A 17024-nucleotide genomic window follows, 5' to 3' on the forward strand; every position below is an offset into this window, starting at 1 on the left:
GCCCCGCCGAAACGGGTCCGGCGGGGCAGAGGGTGCACGTCTGTCAGATCGGCAGCTTGCGGAAGATCGCGCGCGGCAGGTGACGCAGCACGATCATCACGAACCGGAAGGTGCCCGGCGCCCAGACGATCTCCTTGCCGCGATCGGAGGCCGCGACAGCGAGCTTCGCGACATCTTCCTTGTTCACGGTGAGCGGGGCCTCGTCGACGTGCGCGCTGAACTGCGTGCGCACCTGGCCGGGGCGCACGACGGTCACGCGCGGCCCGAACGGGCGCAGCGCCTCACCGAGTCCGAGGAAGAAGCCGTCGAGGCCGGCCTTGGTGGAACCGTAGACGAAGTTGGCGCGCTTGACGCGCTCGCCGGCAACCGACGACATCGCGATGATGCGCCCGAAGCCCTGCGCCTTCATCTTCTCGCCCACCAGCACACCCACGGAGACGGCGGCCGTGTAGTTGACCTCCGCGACCCGCACGGCCTTGCTCTGGTTCTGCCACAGCTCCTCGGCGTCGGCGTCCAGACCGAAGGCGACGATCGCGATGTCGACGTCGCCGTCCTTCCACGCCTGGTCGATGACGGCCGGGTGGCTCGCCGTGTCGAGCGCGTCGAAGTCGATCAGGTCGACCTGCGTCGCACCCGCGGACTTCGCCTGGGCGACGGCGTCCTCACGACGCGGGTCGCCGGGCAGGGCCGCGAGGATCACGCGGGCCGGTGCCTTGCGGAGGTACTCCTCGACGATGGCCAGGCCGATCTCGGAGGTGCCACCGAGCAGCAGCAGGGTCTGGGGATTGCCGACGGCGTTGATCATCAGTGGAGTTCCAACCTTCTGGACATATCGGAGGCGAAGACGTTCGTGGGGTCGACGGAGCGGCGCACCTTCAGCCACTCGTCGATCCGCGGGTACATGGCGTGGAAGGTCTCCGCGTCGGTCCGCGAATCCTTCGCGGTGTAGAGGCGACCACCGAACTCGAGGACCCGCTTGTCGAGTTCGCGCACGAACTCGTTCAGGCCCGGCTTGATCCGGAAGTCGACGCAGATGTTCCAGCCGGGGATGGGGAAGCTGAGCGGAGCCTTGTTCCCTTCACCGAACAGCTTGAACACGTTGAGGAACGAGTGATGTCCCGACGCCTGGATGTCGCGGATGATCTTCTTGAACTCCTCGACCGCTTCCGGCGGCACCACGAACTGGTACTGCAGGAAGCCGTTGGGTCCGTAGCCGCGGTTCCACTCCCCGAACAGGTCGAGGGGGTGGTAGAACGCCGTCAGATTCTGGACCTGGTTGTCGGCGTTCTTCGTCTTCCGGTAGTACAGCTCACCGATCACCGAGAAGTTGAACTTGTTGGCCAGCCCGTTGGGGAATACGTCGGGCAGGGTCAGCAGGGTCGGCGCGTCGAACTTGAGCGGGTCCTTCTGCAGCTTCTTCGGCAGCTGGTCGAGCTTCGCGAGGTTGCCTCGGGAGACTGCGGCGCGGCCGAGCTTCGGCTCCGGCGAGATGGCGTCGAACCATGCGCTGGAGTAGTCGTAGTTCGCTTCCGAACCGTCGCTGTGCAGGGCGATCGTCTCGTCGAGAGACTCGGTGCGGCGGCTGTCGGCGATGAAGTACGCCGTCTCCGTGGGGGTCATCTCGATGGTCGCGCGCAGGATGATGCCTGTCAGACCCATTCCGCCCACGGTCGCCCAGAACAGCTTGGCGTTGCGCCCGGTGGGGGTGCACGTGCGGACCTGGCCGTCGGCGGTGAGCAGGTCGATGGACTTGACGTGGTTGCCGAAGCTGCCCGCGCTGTGGTGGTTCTTGCCGTGGATGTCGGCACCGATCGCACCACCGATGGTGACCTGGCGCGTGCCCGGCAGGACGGGCACCCACAGACCGAACGGCAGCGCGGCGCGCATGAGCTGGTCGAGGCTCACACCACCGTCCACCACGACCTTGCGGGAGTCACGGTCGATGCTGTGGATCTTGTTCAGCGCCGTCATATCGACGACGAGCCCGCCCGCGTTCTGCGCGGGGTCGCCGTAGGAGCGTCCGAGCCCGCGTGCGATCACGCCGCGCCGCAGGTGCGACGGCTTCGACTCGTTGTCTTCCGCGACCCGCGCGACCGCCTTGGCGATCACTTCGACGTCGGGGGTGGACAGCACCTCTGCGGTGGTCGGCGCAGTGCGCCCCCAGCCGGTCAGGGTGCGGGTCTGGGTGGGGAGCGGCTCGCTCGCCTGCTCCGTAGCTGTCGTGGACATCGGGGTAAAGGCTACCCGTGTGTCCTGGTCACCCGGCAAGATGCTGTTGCTCACGGGCGTTACCCTCGTCTGCGTGCCGGAATCCCACGACCATGTGCAGCCGCTGCCGGAGCATCACGCCCCACTGGCTCCCGAACTGCCGTTGACCGATTCGACGGCCGACGAAGCGCTGGACCTGAAGACGCAGCTCACACGGTTCGTCCTGACCGGTGGGTTCTCGGCGATCGTCGACTACGGCCTGTACGTCCTGCTCATGGCACTGGGCGTCACGCGCGACGTCGCGAAGGCCCTGTCGTTCGTGGCCGGCACCACCACCGCCTACCTGATCAACCGCCGCTGGACCTTCAAGGCCCCGCCGAGCCGCGTTCGTTTCGCAGCCGTGGTGGTCCTCTACGCAGTGACCTTCGCCGCACAGGTCGGCATCAACCGCGTACTCAACGAAGCCCTCGGCGACGAGTGGTGGGTCACGCCCTTCGCCTTCGTCGTCGCCCAGGGCACCGCGACGGTGATCAACTTCGTCGTCCAGCGGGTCGTGATCTTCCGCCTGCGCTGATCTGGTTGGTTCGACGGCGACATACACGGTCGGACCAACCAGATCCGAGCTGTGTGGAACCGGTCCGGCTCCTGTGGCGTCGAACCGGATATGTCACGCTCCCGAGCACACGCGATCATGGCCAGGCAGGACGGTGTCGTCACCCGCGATCAGGCGGTGCGGTGCGGTCTGAGCATCGCAATCATCGATCACTACGTGCGGTCGGGTGAATGGGTCTCACTGGTTCCCGGTGTGTATCTCCGGGCCGATCGGGAGCGGACCCCTTCGGTGCACCTTCGCGCCGCTGTCTACGGTGCGGGACGTGCGGCGACGGCATGGGGTCCGAGCGCCGCGTGGTGGCACGGAATCCTCGACAGGCCTCCCGCCCGTTACTTCGTCACCGTCCCACATGGGCGGGCCATCGTGAGAAACGGGAATGTGCACCTCCGTCGCAGGGACCTGCCCGCCGACGACATCGTGACCGTGCGCGGGCTGCGGGTCACAGGTGTACCTCTCACGGTGTTGGAGGCAGCGGTCGAGCTGAAAGAGGGTTCCGTCCTCATGGACAGAGCACTTCAACGACACACGTCGTTGGCTCTGCTGGAGCGGTCCCACCTGAGGAATCCGGGACGTCGTGGGTCGCGCGCTGCGGAGAAATTGTTGTGCACCGCCCGGGACGGCGGGCATTCCCAGGCCGAACGCATCTTCCATCGGGTGCTACGTCAGGCAGGGTTCACCGGCTGGCGTGCACACGTGATGAGCTGTGGATACGAGATCGACGTCGCGTTCGAGGCCGAACGGGTGGCGATAGAGATCGACGGCTGGGTGTGGCATCGCGACGCAGACCGTCACTGCCACGACATCGAAAGACAGAACGTCCTGATCAACGCAGGATGGCACGTTCTGCGATTCACCTGGCACATGCTGACGCAGGACCCGGACGGGGTCGTACGCCGGATCCGTGCGGCACTCGGCCGCACCCGATGATCTGGTTGTTCCGACCGCGCTGAACGCCGTCGGAACAACCAGATCTGCTATCGGGCGGTCCAGTTGGCGACGCCACGAACGGCGGTGACGCTGATGTTGCCGTCGATGGTGACGTATGCCGAGATCTCCCCGGCACCCGTTTCCGAGGGGAGCAGAGTGCTGTTGGCACGTACCTTCCCGCGCTCACCTGTGGTCTCGTTGTGCCAGTGCACGGTGCAGGGGCAGAACGGTGATCCGATTCCCCCGATCCAGAGTGGCAGTTCAGGAGAGGCGGGGTCGGTTCGGAGCACGACCGGTGCATCGATGAACGGGGTTGCGTTGCCGGCATACCCGCTCGAACCCGTATCGAGGTGCAGACCCACCGTATTGGTGAACGTGGTCCAGTTCGAGTCCGCGGAAGCGGTGGAAGTTCCGGCAACAGCGAGGCCGGCGGTAACGGCGGCTGCGACGCCGACGCTCGCTACCCGTCCGAGGGTGGTCTTCAAGTTCACGGTCGGATCCTGTCTCTTCGGTATGTCGGTGCGGAAGCACTGCCCTGGCTATCGGCAAGAGTCCCAAGATGTTACGGATCGGTGGCTGAGTCTTGTGCGTGCGGGAGACGACCCGCTTCGCGGGCGTCGGCGAGGGTGGGTGCCGTCCGGTCCTTGGCCGACAGTTCGTAGGTCAGCGACCTGCCGTCAGGTCCCGTTGTCGGCCAATCGATCCCGATCTCCGGATCGAACGGGTTCACCTCGTGCTCACGGTCGGGGTCGTAGCCCGTCGAGCACAGGTAGACGACGGTCGAGTTGTCCTCGAGGGCGAGGAAACCGTGACCGAGGCCCTCGGACAGGAAGATCGCGCGCCGGTCCTTCGTGTCGAGCAGCACCGAATCCCACTGCCCGAAGGTCGGCGACCCCACCCTCAGGTCGACGACAACGTCGAGCACCGACCCCGACACGCACGTGACGTACTTCGCCTGTCCGGGAGGCACATCCGCGTAGTGGATGCCGCGCAGTACTCCGGCGGCGGAGACCGAGCAGTTCGCCTGCGCCAACTCCAGGGGCCGGCCGACGGCGTCGGTGAAACTCTCCTGCTTGAACCATTCGAGGAACACGCCCCGGTCGTCGCCGAACTGTTTCGGCGTAATCTCCCACGCCCCGGCGACCTTCAGTTCGCGGTAGTGCACCTAGCGGTCCTTTCCTCGTTCGAGCAGATCCAGCAGGTAGCTGCCGTAGCCCGACTTCACCAGCGGCTCGGCCGCGGCGCGCAGGTGCTCGTCGTCGATGAACCCGAGGCGCCACGCGACCTCCTCGGGCGCACCGATCTTCAATCCCTGACGTTGTTCGATGGTGCGCACGTAGTTCGACGCGTCGAGCAGCGAGTCGAAGGTGCCGGTGTCGAGCCAGGCGGTACCGCGCGGCAACACCTCGACCTGCAGTTTCCCCGCTTCGAGATAGGTGCGGTTGACGTCGGTGATCTCCAGTTCCCCGCGCGCCGACGGCTTCAGCGACCGGGCGATCTCGACGACGTCGTTGTCGTAGAAGTACAGCCCGGGCACCGCGAAGTTCGACTTCGGGTCGTCGGGTTTCTCCTCGAGCGACAGGGCGCGGCCGGTGGAGTCGAACTCGATCACCCCGTAGGCCGACGGATCGGACACCCGGTACGCGAACACCGCACCACCGTCGATGTGAGCGAAGCGCTTGAGCTGGGTGCCGAGGCCGGGGCCGTAGAAGATGTTGTCGCCGAGGATCAATGCGACCGGCTCGGTTCCGATGTGGTCGGCGCCGAGCACGAAGGCCTGTGCCAGGCCGTCGGGTGAGGGTTGGATCGCGTAGGTGATGTTCACGCCGAACTGCGAACCGTCGCCGAGCAACCAGCGGAACTGTCCGGCGTCGTGCGGGGTGGTGATCATGAGGATGTCGCGGATCCCGGCGAGCATGAGCGTCGAGAGCGGGTAGTAGATCATCGGCTTGTCGTAGACGGGCACGAGTTGCTTGCTCACGCCCTGGGTGATCGGATGCAGACGCGAGCCCGTCCCACCCGCGAGGATGATTCCGCGCATGTCGGACAGTCTCGCATGAGTAGGCTTGCGCCAATGAGGCTGCTCGTCACCGGTGGTGCCGGTTTCATCGGCGCGAACTTCGTCCATCAGACCGTCGCGGAACGACCCGACACGCAGGTCACCGTGCTCGACAAGCTCACCTACGCCGGCAACCGCGCCTCCCTCGACCCCGTCGCCGACACGATCACCTTCGTCGAAGGTGACATCGCCGACGCCGAGCTGGTCGACCGGCTCGTCGCCGACACCGATCTGGTGGTGCACTTCGCCGCCGAATCCCACAACGACAACTCCCTGGCGAACCCCGCACCGTTCGTGCAGACCAATCTCGTGGGCACCTTCACCCTGCTCGAGGCCGTCCGCAAGTACGACGTGCGTTATCACCACATCTCCACCGACGAGGTCTATGGCGACCTGCCGCTGAACGATCCGATCAAGTTCACCGAGACCACCGCCTACAATCCGTCGAGCCCCTATTCGTCGACGAAGGCCGGCTCGGATCTGCTGGTGCGCGCCTGGGTGCGTTCGTTCGGCGTCCGCGCGACCATCTCCAACTGCTCGAACAACTACGGCCCCTATCAGCACGTGGAGAAGTTCATCCCCCGCCAGATCACCAACGTGCTCACCGGTGTGCGCCCGAAGCTCTACGGCACCGGCACCAACGTGCGGGATTGGATCCACGTCGACGACCACAACAGCGCCGTGTGGACGATCATCGAACACGGCCGGCTCGGCGAGACCTATCTGATCGGCGCGGACGGGGAGACCGACAACCGTACCGTCGTCGAAACCGTCCTCGAGCTGTGCGGCAAGGGCCGTGACGAGTTCGATTTCGTCACCGACCGCCCCGGCCACGACCTGCGGTACGCCATCGACGCGACCCGCCTGCGCACCGAACTGGGCTGGGCGCCCCGCTACCGCGACTTCCGTGAGGGGCTGGCCGCGACCATCGACTGGTACCGCGCCCACGAGCAGTGGTGGACGCCACAGAAACAGGCCACCGAGGCCGCCTACAGGCGCGTCGAGCGCGTTCTGGGCCGATAACCCGCGCCGTTCGGGGTAGTCCCGGCACAATTCGCGAATGGGTCGAAACACCGGTAGTCGACGCACACAACCGTGGAGCTCCTGTTTCCGCTGCTACTGTCGCATCGAAAACAGCGGATCGACCACGAGCGGGGAGTAGCCCGATGGAGCAGGCAGCTGCCGGCGACACAAGCACGATCGGACATGAGGCGGACACACTGGACGAGGTTCTCACCGAGCCGGTGCGTCGCGACCGGCTGATCGTCCAGCGCGGTGTCTTCGCATCTCTGTCGCCGCGCGTGCCGGAGAAGATGTACGTCCACACGAAGGGTGGCGCGGCGTCCGACCGCTACGGGCTGCAGCTCGCCGACGGCGCGACCGCCCACACCAACACCTATTTCGGCCGCTTTCCCGCGACGTTCTGGCAGCGCTGGACCGACGTGAAGACCGTGAACCTGCAGCTCACCTACGGCTGCTCCGGTACGGCTGAGTTCACCGTGTGGGCGTCCGATGCACGCGGACGCGAGCGGATCGTGACGGTCGAGACGGTGTCGGGTTCGGGCGAGCTCGACCTCGAGCTGCCGATCGAGCGGTTCGTCGACGGCGGTGCGATGTGGTTCTCCATCGATGCCGGCAACGGATCGGTGCTCGTCTCCGACGCGCGCTGGACGGTCGCCGCTCCCGAGCACCTGCGTCCCGCGGCTGTGGTCATCTGCACGTTCAACCGCGCCGACGACTGCACCGTCACCGTCGGCACTCTCGCCTCGGACGACGGGGCGATGGCCGACATCGAAGCGGTGTGCATCGTCGACCAGGGCACCGACCAGGTGCGCTCGCGCTCGGCGTTCGCCGAGGTCGCCGACAAGCTCGGCGACAAGCTCATCTACCTGACCCAGCCGAATCTCGGTGGTGCGGGTGGCTTCTCGCGCGGCATGTACGAGATCACCGGTTCCGCCAAGGCCGAGCACGCCAACGTCATCGTCATGGACGACGACATCCTGTGCGAACCCGAATCGGTGTTGCGTCTCAACGCTTTCGCGAACATGACGGTGCAGCCGACGATCGTCGGTGCCCAGATGCTGTCGCTGAGCAATCCCCAGGTCCTGCACGTCTCGGCCGAGCGTGAGGTGCTCGACGAGATCACCGCCGGCGCACTGACTCCGGGTGCGCGCATGGGCATCGACCTCGTGAAGAAGAAGCAGGACATGCGTTTCGACGCCGGCTGGAACGGCTGGTGGACCTGCCTGCTGCCCGCCGAGATCATCGCCGACTGCGGTCTGCCCATCCCGCTGTTCTTCCAGTGGGACGACATCGAATACGGCATCCGTGCCCGGTACGCGGGGCATCCGACGGTCACCCTGCCCAATGCGGGTGTGTGGCATGCCGACTTCTATCTCAAGGACTACGACGACTGGGCGCGCTATTTCAGCATCCGTAACGGCCTGATCGTCTCGTCCATCTACGGGCGCTTCGACGGTAACGACATGTCGAAGTACCTGTTCCGCAAGATCAGTGAGCTCATCGTCTCGATGCAGTACGGTCTCGCCGCGACCTTCATCAAGGCTGCGGAGGACTTCCTCGCCGGACCGGACTTCCTTTACGACGGCGGCCAGTCCGTGCTGAAGGAACTGCGCGAACTGCGCGACCGCTATCCCGAGACGAAGCCGCTTCCGGCCGCGCAGGTGGGCAAGGAATCCGATCCGCACACGCAGATGTCGGTCTGGCAGTTCGAGCCCGACAAGAAGCGCGAGGGCCTGGTGCTGCTCAAGCGTGCCGTGCAGCAGTTCGCCGGCAAGGTCGACCGCCGGACGGTCACCGTTCCCGCTCACTTCGCATCGTGGTGGCACGTGTCGTTGTTCGACAAGGCCGTCGTCACCGACGCCTCGCAGAACGCCGTGCGGGTGCGTCACCGCGACAAGGACACCGCCGTCGACCTCGCGAAGCAGGCCGCGAAGGTGTGCTGGCAGCTCCGCAAGGAAGCGCCCCGGATGAAGACGGTCTGGCAGGAAGCGCTCCCCAAGCTCACGAGCCGCGAGAACTGGGCGCGCCTGTACGGCATCGACGGGTAGACCGTGAGGGCATGGTCGTTTCCCCTGCTGATCGGGGTTGCGACCGTGCTCGTCGCAGGGGCGTTCTCGTGGGTCCCCTCGCTGTGGTGGGACGAGGCCGCCACCATCTCGAGTGCCGACCGGTCGGTCGAGGGGATGCTCCGCGTCCACACCCGGATCGACGCCGTCCACGGCCTGCACAATCTGCTGCTGCACTACTGGTTCTCCCTCGTGGGCGTCGACGAGTTCACCGCCCGCCTGCCCGGTGTGCTCGCGCTCGGGGTGGGTGCCGCAGCCGTCACGGCGACCGGCCAGGTGCTGGCGGGTCGTCGCGTGGGGATCGCCGCCGGGGTGCTGTTCGCGCTGTCGCCGCGGGTGACCTGGGCGGCCACCGAAGCGCGGTCCTATGCCTTCGCTGCGGCGCTGGTCGCGGTGTTGTCGCTGCTGGTCGCGCTCGGCTGCGCGACCGGCCGTAGACGGTGGTGGGCGCTGTACGCCGTCGTCCTGCCGGTCGCGACGGTGATGTTCGTGTACTCCGCGACGGTCGTTGTCGCGCATCTCCTCACCGTGCTGGTCCGTGGTCGTGGGCGCGGTGCGTTCCTGTTGTCCGCAGGGGTGGGCGCGGCCTTGTCGACGCCGTTCGTCCTGCTCGCCTATTCGCAGGCCAAGCAGGTCGCCTGGATTCCTCCGCTCGACTCGACGATCGTCCGCACGATCGCTCTCGATCAGTGGTTCCCGCAGGCCCCGTGGACGGCCACCTTGTTCGCCGCGATCGTCGTCGCCGGGGTGATCGCCGCGTGCCGTCGTGGCGCGGAGCCTGGGGAGCGGACCCTGCTGTGGCTCGCTGTGCCGGGTTTCGCCGTGCCCATGGTGCTGTTGCTCGGCTACTCGCTGCTCGAGGACAACATGTACCTCGAGCGCTATCTGTCGTTCACGGTTCCCGCGATGGTGCTGCTCGTGGGCTGGGCGGCGGCCCGCACCGCAACCCGCTGGTGGTCGATGCTGGTGGTGCTGACTGCGGTCGCCGTCAGCGTTGCGCCGGCCTACGTGCAGCAGCGACAGCCGTTCGGCAAGGCCGGCGGGATGGACTACAGCGTGATCGCCGACCGGCTGGTCGAACGCTCCGAACCCGGCGACTGTGTCGCTTTCGAACCGCGCGTCTCGTGGGCACCGACCTCACTGCGCGCGGTCGTTGACGCCCGGCCCGACGCGGTGGAAGGACTCGACGACGTGGGGCTCGGCTACGACGCCGTCGACCGCGTGAACCTGTGGTCGACCGACGCTCCGCCGCCGGAACTCGCCCGACGCGCGGCGGCTCGATGCGAGGTGCTGTGGGTGGTCGCCGACGGCGAGCGCGAGACCGGCTTCCGGGTGTGGCACCCGAACAACGTGTGGTGGCGGTTCGAACCCCACCGGTTCACCGAGACCGACACCTACCGGGAGCTCGAGGCCGTCGGTTTCCGGATCACCGACCGGGAGCCGATCCACCGTTCACAGCTGGTCCGGCTCGAACCGGCTCAGACCCAGTAGGCGACGCGCGAGCGGTAGTTGCGCAGCGCGAGCAGGGCGATACCCCAGCCGACGACGGTGATGATCAGGACGATGACCCAGTGGTAGAGCTGCTGGTCGCCGCCGAGCAGTGGGGTCCGCACGATGTCGAGGAAGTGGTAGAGCGGGTTGATCTCCGCGATCCGCGCCCGCCCCTCGTTGCCGGTGCCCTCGAGCGTCTTCTCCGTCCAGATGATCGGTGTCATGAAGAACAGCAGCTGGACGATGCTGCCGAGCAGCGGCGCGATGTCGCGGTAGCGCGTGGCGAGGATGCCGAACACCAGCGACACCCACACCGCGTTGATCGCGATCAACGCCAGCGCCGGGATGGCGAGGAAGGCCGTCCAGTACAGCTGACGTGGGAAGAAGATGAAGATGCCGATGTAGATGACGATGTTGTGCGCGAACAGGATCATCTGCCGCCACACCAGCCGGTAGACGTGCACACTGAGCGGCGTCGGCAGCTGTTTGATCAGGCCCTCGTTGGACATGAACACGTCCGCGCCCTCGAGGATCGACCCCTGGATCAGGTTCCAGATGATGAAGCCGAGCGCGACGTACGGCAGGAACTCCGGGACATCGAGGTTGAACAGCGTGCCGTAGAGCACACCCATCGCGATCGCCGACACACCCGTGGCGATCGTGATCCAGAACGGGCCGAGCACCGACCGGCGGTAGCGCTGCTTGATGTCCTGCCAGCCGAGCAGCAACCACAGTTCGCGGTGGTTGAAGCCTTCGCGCAGATCCTGGAACGCGCGCCGGAACGAACGTGAGGACGACTCGATGGGTTCGTCGTCGACGGTGAGGGCATCAGACACGGGTCCCGAGCCTACCCGCGGCGTAAATGTGACCTGCCGGGGCGCGGGGTCGACGGGACCGCCGTGCGTGTGCAGGTCCTGTCGATCTTGCGCGGTATTCACGACGAGAAGTGCACGCCGGAGCCGGGGCTACAGGCCCCACGTCTGACGGCCGAGTACCCGGTTCTCGTAGTGGTAGACGTTCACGCGACTCGCGGCGTAGAGCCACAGGCCGAGTGTGAGAGCGGTGTCGACGGTCGAGGGCAGCGCCAGCGCGACGACGAGGAGACCCAGCATGAGGCCGACGCCGAACACCACCAGCGCCTTCTTCCACAACCGTAGATACAGCAGATAAAAGATGCCGAACAGGAACCCGAGCAGATTCATGTTCAGCTTCATGCGCTGCCGCAGCGGCAGGGCGCGGAAGGCCGCGGTGTATTCGGGAGACGTCTTCAGCGATCCCGGGACGCCGTATGCGGCGAAGAATTCGAAGCGGAACCGCCACGTCTCGCTCAGACCCTCGAACCTGTCGGAGCCGGCTGCGGGCATGCTGAGGTCGGTCATGATCCCCCGATCGTCGCGGTCGTTCCCCCTGAACGACCCGCAACAGTATGCACATCTGTCACGCGGGAAACACGATCGGGTGCAATCGAGTCCGACGTTGTTGTCGAGTTCTCGGCGTTTCCTCGCACACAACGTCGGACTCGCTCGGCTCCTCGTCAGGCGCCGTCGTCCATATGGCCGGAGTCGCCCAGCCACTCGTACAGTTCCGACGTCGGTTGTATCTGCACCTGCTGCGTCTCGCCGAGCCATGCACCGGCGACGAGCGCGCCGAGGGTTCGCCCTCAGTTGTGGTGGAGGCCGAGCGCGCGTCGAAGGAAGTGCAGGCAGGCCGCCATCGGTGAAGTTCTACGGGACCGTCCGGAAGCGCAATACGGGCAACGGTCGGTCCTGTACTACACCAACGGTTCGACTCGGCGGACGGTCGACGACAGTGCGCGTGATCAGGAAGGTGATCACCACCCCCCGCGATCGAGCGCACCAGACGGTTGACGTCCACGGCGGGTCGCCCGACACGTTCCCACCGCTGATGACGTAGGCGCCGGCGGGTCGGGCCCCGACGCCGAAGCCGCCGCCTTCACTGTTCCCAGCGTCCGCCGACGTACCACCATTTCCACCCATGCCGCCCACCTGGGGAAAGGAGGACGCATGTCCTCCATGTGGCGTCGTTCTGCGCGATATCGGGGGAGAATGACGGCGGGCGGGACGTACCGGAGATGGGAGTGACGGGGCATGAGGGCGACAGCCGAGTCGGGAGAGGCGTGGTCGGCGGAACGCTTGTTCGCGGGGCCGGGAGAATGCCTGGAACGGTTTCGGAAGACCGACTGGTCGGCCACCCCTCTGGGGCCGGTGGAGTCCTGGCCGGCGGAACTGCGCATGGCAGTGCGGACGGTATTGCCGTCCGAGGTGCCGATGCTCCTGTGGTGGGGGCCGCAGCTGGTGCAGATTTTCAACGACGCGATCATCCCCGTCCTCGGCGACAAGTACCCCGCGGCGGTCGCGCAACCGGCGCCGGAATGCTGGCACGAGGTGTGGGACGAGGTGGGCGCGCGCGTCGAACGGGCGATGGCGGGCACCGCCACCTTCGCCGAGGAAGAACTGCTGTTCATGCAGCGCCACGGCTACGAGGAAGAAACCTACTGGACCTTCTCCTACAGCCCGATCCGCGACGAGTCCGGCAAGGTCGCGGGGGTCTTCGTCGCGACCACCGACGTCACCTCACGGGTACTCGGTGAGCGTCGTCTGGAGGCTCTGAGCCGCCTGGGTACGGTGGCGATCACCGATTCGGGCCTGTCGGTGATCGACACGTGCCGGAACGCGCTGGACGCGCTCGCTCCGAGCCATCAGGACATTCCCCTGGCCGCGCTGTTCCTCGACAGCCGGGTGGTGGATCCCGATGATCCGCAACCGAACTGGAAGCAGCTCGCCGTAATGGGGACGAAGCCCGGCTTCTCGGGTGCCCTGCTCGGACCGGATGAGGACCAGCTGCTGTCGAAGGCCGCCAGGGCCTCCGAACCCTTCGTCGTCTCCGGCGTCGCCGAGCGTTCCCCGGATCTGCTCGACCCGCAGCGGGCCCTCGGCGACCATCCGATCGGCACCCTCCTCCTCGTGCCGTTGACGGCGTCGGGACACGACTTCCCGCTCGGTGTCCTCGCCGTCGGACTGAGTCCGTACCGGGTGTTCGACGCCGCGTACTCGACCTTCGTCGACCTCGTGGTCACGAAGATTTCGGGGCTGCTGCGCGATGCGTCGGCGATGGATGCCGAGCGTCGCCGGGCCGATGCGTTCGCGGCGCTGGACGCCGCCAAGACGCGGTTCTTCGAATCGATCAGCCACGAGTTCCGCACGCCGCTCACGCTGCTCCTCGGCCCGTTGCAGAGTGTGCTCGACGAGGCCACGACGTTGACGGAGGCGCAGCGGCAATCGCTGGAGGCCTCCCAGCGCGCCGCGATCCGATTGCGGCGACTTGTCGACGCACTGCTCGAAGCGACGCGTGCCGAGACCGACCCGTCGAGGAAGTCCCTGGAACCGACCGATCCGGCGGCGCTCACGGCCGAATGTGTGGACCTGTTCGCCGACGTGGCGCACCGCGCGGGCCTGGACCTGCGCAGCCGGATCGCCGACGCGGCGGCCGAGCAAACCCGGCTCGATCCCCAGACGTGGGCCCACATCGTGCTGAACCTGCTCTCGAACGCGATCAAGTACACCCCTTCGGGGTCGGTCGAGGTGGATCTGGACGTCGAGGGCGATCGACTGGTCCTGAAGGTCGCCGATACGGGTCTCGGCATTCCGGAGTCGGAACTCGCCCGCGTCTTCGAACGGTTCCATCGCGTCGAGAGCGCCGGCGGACGCAGCCGGGAAGGGATCGGGCTGGGTCTGTCCCTCGTCTCGGACTGGGTCCACGCGCTCGGGGGAGAGGTAACCGTGTCCAGTGAACTCGGACGCGGCAGCACCTTCACCGTGTCCGTTCCCCGCGTCCTCGACCCGACGTCGGAGTCTCCGGCCGGAACCGTTCCGGGGGATCTGGGCGCCATGTACGTCGGCGAAGCGCAACAGTGGGACAGGGTCACTCTCGACGAGGACGAATCATACGCGCAGGGAGAGGATGTGGATTCGTTACCGCGGATCCTCGTGATCGAGGACAACGCGGACATGCGTGACTATCTGACGCAGTTGTTGCGTCGCCAGAGTTGGCACGTGGATGCGGTGGAGGACAGCGATACCGCACTCGAGCGAATCCGATCGCGACCGCCGCATCTCGTGCTGAGCGATATCATGCTTCCCGGGCGGGACGGGGTGGAGCTGCTCGAGGAGATCCGCCGCGACCCGGCGACCTCCCGTCTGCCGGTCATCCTCCTGACGGCACGTGCCGGCGCGGAGGCCACGATCGGTGGTCTGCGCACCGGCGCCGACGACTACATCACCAAACCGTTCCACCCCGATGAACTCGTCGCCCGCGTTCGCGTGAACCTCGAATTGTCGTGGCTGCGTGAGCAGATGCTCGTCGCGCGGGAACGTGAATCCGACCAGTTGAAGACGGCGTTGGAGACCCGTTCGGCGCTGAGCAAGGCCGTCGGATTGATGATGGCTACGTTCAAGTGCGATGCCGACGCGGCCTTCGACAAGCTCGTCGCCTTCTCCCAGCACCGCAACGTCAAGGTGCGTGAGATCGCTGAGCAGATCGTCGGCGACTACACCGTCTCGCTCAGCGATTCGTCGAGGTAGGGCGCGATCAACGGTCCTGCGAACCGGTCGGCGCGGTGACGGATCAGGCTCCCGCGTACAACTTGTCGATCTCCTCCGCGTATTTGGCATCGATGGGCTTGCGCTTGAGCTTCATCGTCGGGGTCAGTTCGTCGCCGGAGGGTTCCCAGATCGTCGGCAGCACCGTGTACTTCTTGATCTGCTCGACCCGCGACAGCTTGCTGTTCGCCTCCTCGACCGACTTCGCGATCGATTCGAGGACCACCCGATGCCGGGTGAGTTCCTCGTGGGTGCCGCTGAGACCGTGCTGTTCGGCGAAGACGGCCAGGGCGTCGGGGTCGAGTGCGAGCAGGGCGACGTTGTAGGGGCGGTCGTTGCCGATGGCGACGGCGCCACCGAGCATCGGGCACGCGGCACGCAGGGCGCCTTCGATGTTGGTGGGCGACATGTTCTTCCCCGCCGCGTTGACGATGATCTCCTTCTTCCGGTCGATCAACCGTAGGTAACCGTCCGCGTCGATCTCACCGATGTCGCCGGTGTGCAACCAGCCGTCGGAATCGATTGCGTCGGCAGTCTTCTCGGGGTCGTTGCGGTAGCCCTTCATGAGCAGCGGACCCGAGACGAGCAGTTCGCCGTCTTCGGCGATCCTGATCTGCGCGCACGGCACGGCCTGGCCGACGGTACCGATGCGGATGGCGCCCGGCCGGTTCATCGTGACCACGCACGAGGTCTCCGACATGCCCCACACCTCGGAGCACGGAATGCCGAGGGCGAGAACGAACTCGAGGACCTCCGGCGAGATCGCCGCGGCGCCGGTGACGGCGGCGCGGACCTGGTCGAGACCGAGCTTGCCGCGGATCGCGGACAGCACCAGCCTGTCGGCCACCGCGTGCTGCACCTCGAGGGACCGGGGGACCGGTTTGCCGTCGGACTGCAGCCGGGCGCGCTTGCGTCCGACGTCGATCGCCCACAGTGCGAGCTTCTTCTTGATCGGGCTCGACTCCTCGGCGAGGGTCTTGTCGATCGCGGCCTTGAGCTTGTACCAGACCTGGGGGACGGCGCCGAAGAGCGTCGGCCGCAGGCTCGGTAGCACGGTGATGGCCTGCTTGAGGTCGTCGAGTGTGGTGATCTGCATGCCGCTGTACAGGCTCGAGTAGTGCGAGCCCCAGCGGTTGGCGATGTGCGCGTCGGGCAGATACGACAGGATCCGGTCGTCCGGACCGATGGGCAGATACGAGCTCGTCGCTTCGAGTTCGGCGAGCAGGTTGGCGTGGGTGAGTTCGACACCCTTCGGCGGGCCTGTGGTGCCCGAGGTGTAGATGAGGGTCAGCAGGTCGGGCGGTTGCACGGCCTTCCACGAGGCCTCGAAGTCGAAGGACGGATCGGTGGCGGCCTCGAGGTCGTCGAGGGAGATGGTGCCTTCCGGTTTGCCGTCGATGCACACCAGGTGCTCGACCTTCGTGTCGCCGATCGCCTGCCGCAGGACGGGGACGAACTGTTCCTCGGCGATCATCACGTGGTTGCCGGCGTTGCCGAGCACGTACGAGATCTGTTCGGCGGTCAGCGAGTTGTAGATCGAGAACGGCGCCGCGCCGAGGTGGATCGCGGCGGTGTCGAGAAGGTGGAATTCGGGCCGGTTGGTGAGCATGAGGCCGACGGTGTCCCCGCGGTTCACGCCGAGCCCGGCGAGTCCGGCGGCGAGGCGTTCGACGCGCTGCGCGTACTGACGCCAGGTGTAGGAGACGGAGTCGTCGGGGGTGCGCAGCGCGACCTTGTCGGGGTACGCCGCGGCGGTGGTCTGGAAGGCTTCGCAGAGGGTCGACGGTGAGGTGGCACGAGGGGTCATCACTGGCTCCCGAGGTCGAGGGTGGCGAAAGTGTAGGACGAAGTGCGTACATCCGCGGTCGGATCTGCCGGATTGTGTTCCGAGATTTCGCGCGCGTGTCCTGATGGGATGGACTGAGGAACAGGCAGAGTCAGATCTCGGCTGTAGTGACTCCTGTCTGTACGATTCGACCTATTTGACGTTCGTTCCGGTTTCGTGGAACCGGCGAGGG

Annotated in this window: 15 protein-coding genes; 7 read left to right on the top strand and 8 right to left on the bottom strand. The window is 66.4% G+C overall.

Going from position 1 to position 17024, the window contains the following annotated elements; genetic code table 11:
* Positions 1 to 43: 43 nt before the first annotated feature.
* Positions 44 to 805, bottom strand: coding sequence for a decaprenylphospho-beta-D-erythro-pentofuranosid-2-ulose 2-reductase (locus A5767_RS21240; protein ID WP_006553461.1), 762 nt, complete (start codon positions 803 to 805; stop codon positions 44 to 46).
* Positions 805 to 2229, bottom strand: coding sequence for an FAD-binding oxidoreductase (locus A5767_RS21245; protein WP_019290337.1), 1425 nt, complete (start codon positions 2227 to 2229; stop codon positions 805 to 807). Before A5767_RS21245 ends, A5767_RS21240 begins: the two co-directional genes overlap by 1 nt.
* Before the next feature lie 19 nt (positions 2230 to 2248).
* Between A5767_RS21245 and A5767_RS21250 the strand changes: the two genes are divergently transcribed.
* Together A5767_RS21250 and A5767_RS21255 are read left to right on the top strand one after the other, a co-directional pair.
* Positions 2249 to 2782: a GtrA family protein gene (locus tag A5767_RS21250; protein ID WP_231913246.1), complete on the top strand. Its 534-nt coding sequence runs from the start codon at positions 2249 to 2251 to the stop codon at positions 2780 to 2782.
* 117 nt (positions 2783 to 2899) lie between these two features.
* Entirely contained in the window at positions 2900 to 3748 is an 849-nt protein-coding gene (locus A5767_RS21255; RefSeq protein WP_230826324.1) for a DUF559 domain-containing protein, read from the top strand.
* Positions 3749 to 3795: 47 nt separating this feature from the next.
* Here A5767_RS21255 and A5767_RS21260 read toward each other — a convergent pair whose 3' ends face one another.
* From A5767_RS21260 to rfbA, 3 genes are all read right to left on the bottom strand, one after another.
* The gene (locus A5767_RS21260; RefSeq protein WP_064853092.1) at positions 3796 to 4239 is read right to left on the bottom strand and encodes a hypothetical protein; all 444 of its coding nucleotides are present in this window, start codon (positions 4237 to 4239) and stop codon (positions 3796 to 3798) included.
* A 71-nt stretch (positions 4240 to 4310) separates the two neighbouring features.
* Positions 4311 to 4913 carry a dTDP-4-dehydrorhamnose 3,5-epimerase gene (gene rfbC, locus A5767_RS21265; RefSeq protein ID WP_064853093.1) on the bottom strand — a complete coding sequence of 201 codons (603 nt, stop codon included), beginning with the start codon at positions 4911 to 4913 and terminating at the stop codon, positions 4311 to 4313.
* Positions 4914 to 5789, bottom strand: a complete 876-nt coding sequence (rfbA, locus tag A5767_RS21270) for a glucose-1-phosphate thymidylyltransferase RfbA (protein WP_006553467.1) — start codon at positions 5787 to 5789, stop codon at positions 4914 to 4916.
* Positions 5790 to 5822: 33 nt separating this feature from the next.
* Between rfbA and rfbB the strand changes: the two genes are divergently transcribed.
* From rfbB to A5767_RS21285, 3 genes are all read left to right on the top strand, one after another.
* Positions 5823 to 6830, top strand: coding sequence for a dTDP-glucose 4,6-dehydratase (rfbB, locus tag A5767_RS21275; RefSeq protein ID WP_064853094.1), 1008 nt, complete (start codon positions 5823 to 5825; stop codon positions 6828 to 6830).
* 143 nt (positions 6831 to 6973) lie between these two features.
* Complete coding sequence (locus A5767_RS21280; protein WP_006553469.1) at positions 6974 to 8878, top strand: glycosyltransferase; 1905 nt, start codon at positions 6974 to 6976, stop codon at positions 8876 to 8878.
* Between the two features lie 3 nt (positions 8879 to 8881).
* The gene (locus A5767_RS21285; RefSeq protein WP_064853095.1) at positions 8882 to 10387 is read left to right on the top strand and encodes a glycosyltransferase family 39 protein; all 1506 of its coding nucleotides are present in this window, start codon (positions 8882 to 8884) and stop codon (positions 10385 to 10387) included.
* Here A5767_RS21285 and wzm read toward each other — a convergent pair.
* Together wzm and A5767_RS21295 are read right to left on the bottom strand one after the other, a co-directional pair.
* Positions 10375 to 11223, bottom strand: a complete 849-nt coding sequence (wzm, locus tag A5767_RS21290) for a galactan export ABC transporter permease subunit Wzm/RfbD (protein WP_006553471.1) — start codon at positions 11221 to 11223, stop codon at positions 10375 to 10377. The two genes, A5767_RS21285 and wzm, sit on opposite strands and share 13 nt — an antisense overlap.
* A gap of 129 nt (positions 11224 to 11352) precedes the next feature.
* A complete protein-coding gene (locus tag A5767_RS21295; RefSeq protein ID WP_006553472.1) occupies positions 11353 to 11766 on the bottom strand; it encodes a DUF2628 domain-containing protein in 414 nt (137 codons plus the stop codon).
* Positions 11767 to 11939: 173 nt separating this feature from the next.
* Here A5767_RS21295 and A5767_RS23215 point away from each other — a divergent pair, with 173 nt between their 5' ends.
* Both A5767_RS23215 and A5767_RS21300 read left to right on the top strand, forming a co-directional pair.
* Positions 11940 to 12107, top strand: a complete 168-nt coding sequence (locus tag A5767_RS23215; RefSeq protein ID WP_156665180.1) for a hypothetical protein — start codon at positions 11940 to 11942, stop codon at positions 12105 to 12107.
* 388 nt (positions 12108 to 12495) lie between these two features.
* Positions 12496 to 14988, top strand: a complete 2493-nt coding sequence (locus A5767_RS21300) for a response regulator (RefSeq protein WP_064853096.1) — start codon at positions 12496 to 12498, stop codon at positions 14986 to 14988.
* A gap of 43 nt (positions 14989 to 15031) precedes the next feature.
* Here A5767_RS21300 and A5767_RS21305 read toward each other — a convergent pair whose 3' ends face one another.
* Positions 15032 to 16813, bottom strand: a complete 1782-nt coding sequence (locus tag A5767_RS21305) for an AMP-dependent synthetase/ligase (RefSeq protein WP_064853097.1) — start codon at positions 16811 to 16813, stop codon at positions 15032 to 15034.
* Between the last annotated feature and the right edge of the window lie 211 nt (positions 16814 to 17024).

This window comes from Rhodococcus sp. 852002-51564_SCH6189132-a, assembly GCF_001665495.1.
GTDB classification, from domain to species: Bacteria; Actinomycetota; Actinomycetes; order Mycobacteriales; family Mycobacteriaceae; genus Rhodococcus; species Rhodococcus pyridinivorans.

Bases quoted from the DNA above. Each gene is read 5' to 3' on its own strand.
- A5767_RS21245 (WP_019290337.1), bottom strand. From the start codon at position 2,229: ATGTCCACGACAGCTACGGAGCAGGCGAGCGAGCCGCTCCCCACCCAG.
- rfbA (WP_006553467.1), bottom strand. From the start codon at position 5,789: ATGCGCGGAATCATCCTCGCGGGTGGGACGGGCTCGCGTCTGCATCCG.
- A5767_RS21300 (WP_064853096.1), top strand. From the start codon at position 12,496: ATGAGGGCGACAGCCGAGTCGGGAGAGGCGTGGTCGGCGGAACGCTTG.
- A5767_RS21240 (WP_006553461.1), bottom strand. From the start codon at position 805: ATGATCAACGCCGTCGGCAATCCCCAGACCCTGCTGCTGCTCGGTGGC.
- A5767_RS21280 (WP_006553469.1), top strand. From the start codon at position 6,974: ATGGAGCAGGCAGCTGCCGGCGACACAAGCACGATCGGACATGAGGCG.
- A5767_RS21305 (WP_064853097.1), bottom strand. From the start codon at position 16,813: ATGACCCCTCGTGCCACCTCACCGTCGACCCTCTGCGAAGCCTTCCAG.
- A5767_RS21295 (WP_006553472.1), bottom strand. From the start codon at position 11,766: ATGACCGACCTCAGCATGCCCGCAGCCGGCTCCGACAGGTTCGAGGGT.
- A5767_RS23215 (WP_156665180.1), top strand. From the start codon at position 11,940: ATGGCCGGAGTCGCCCAGCCACTCGTACAGTTCCGACGTCGGTTGTAT.
- rfbB (WP_064853094.1), top strand. From the start codon at position 5,823: ATGAGGCTGCTCGTCACCGGTGGTGCCGGTTTCATCGGCGCGAACTTC.
- A5767_RS21255 (WP_230826324.1), top strand. From the start codon at position 2,900: ATGGCCAGGCAGGACGGTGTCGTCACCCGCGATCAGGCGGTGCGGTGC.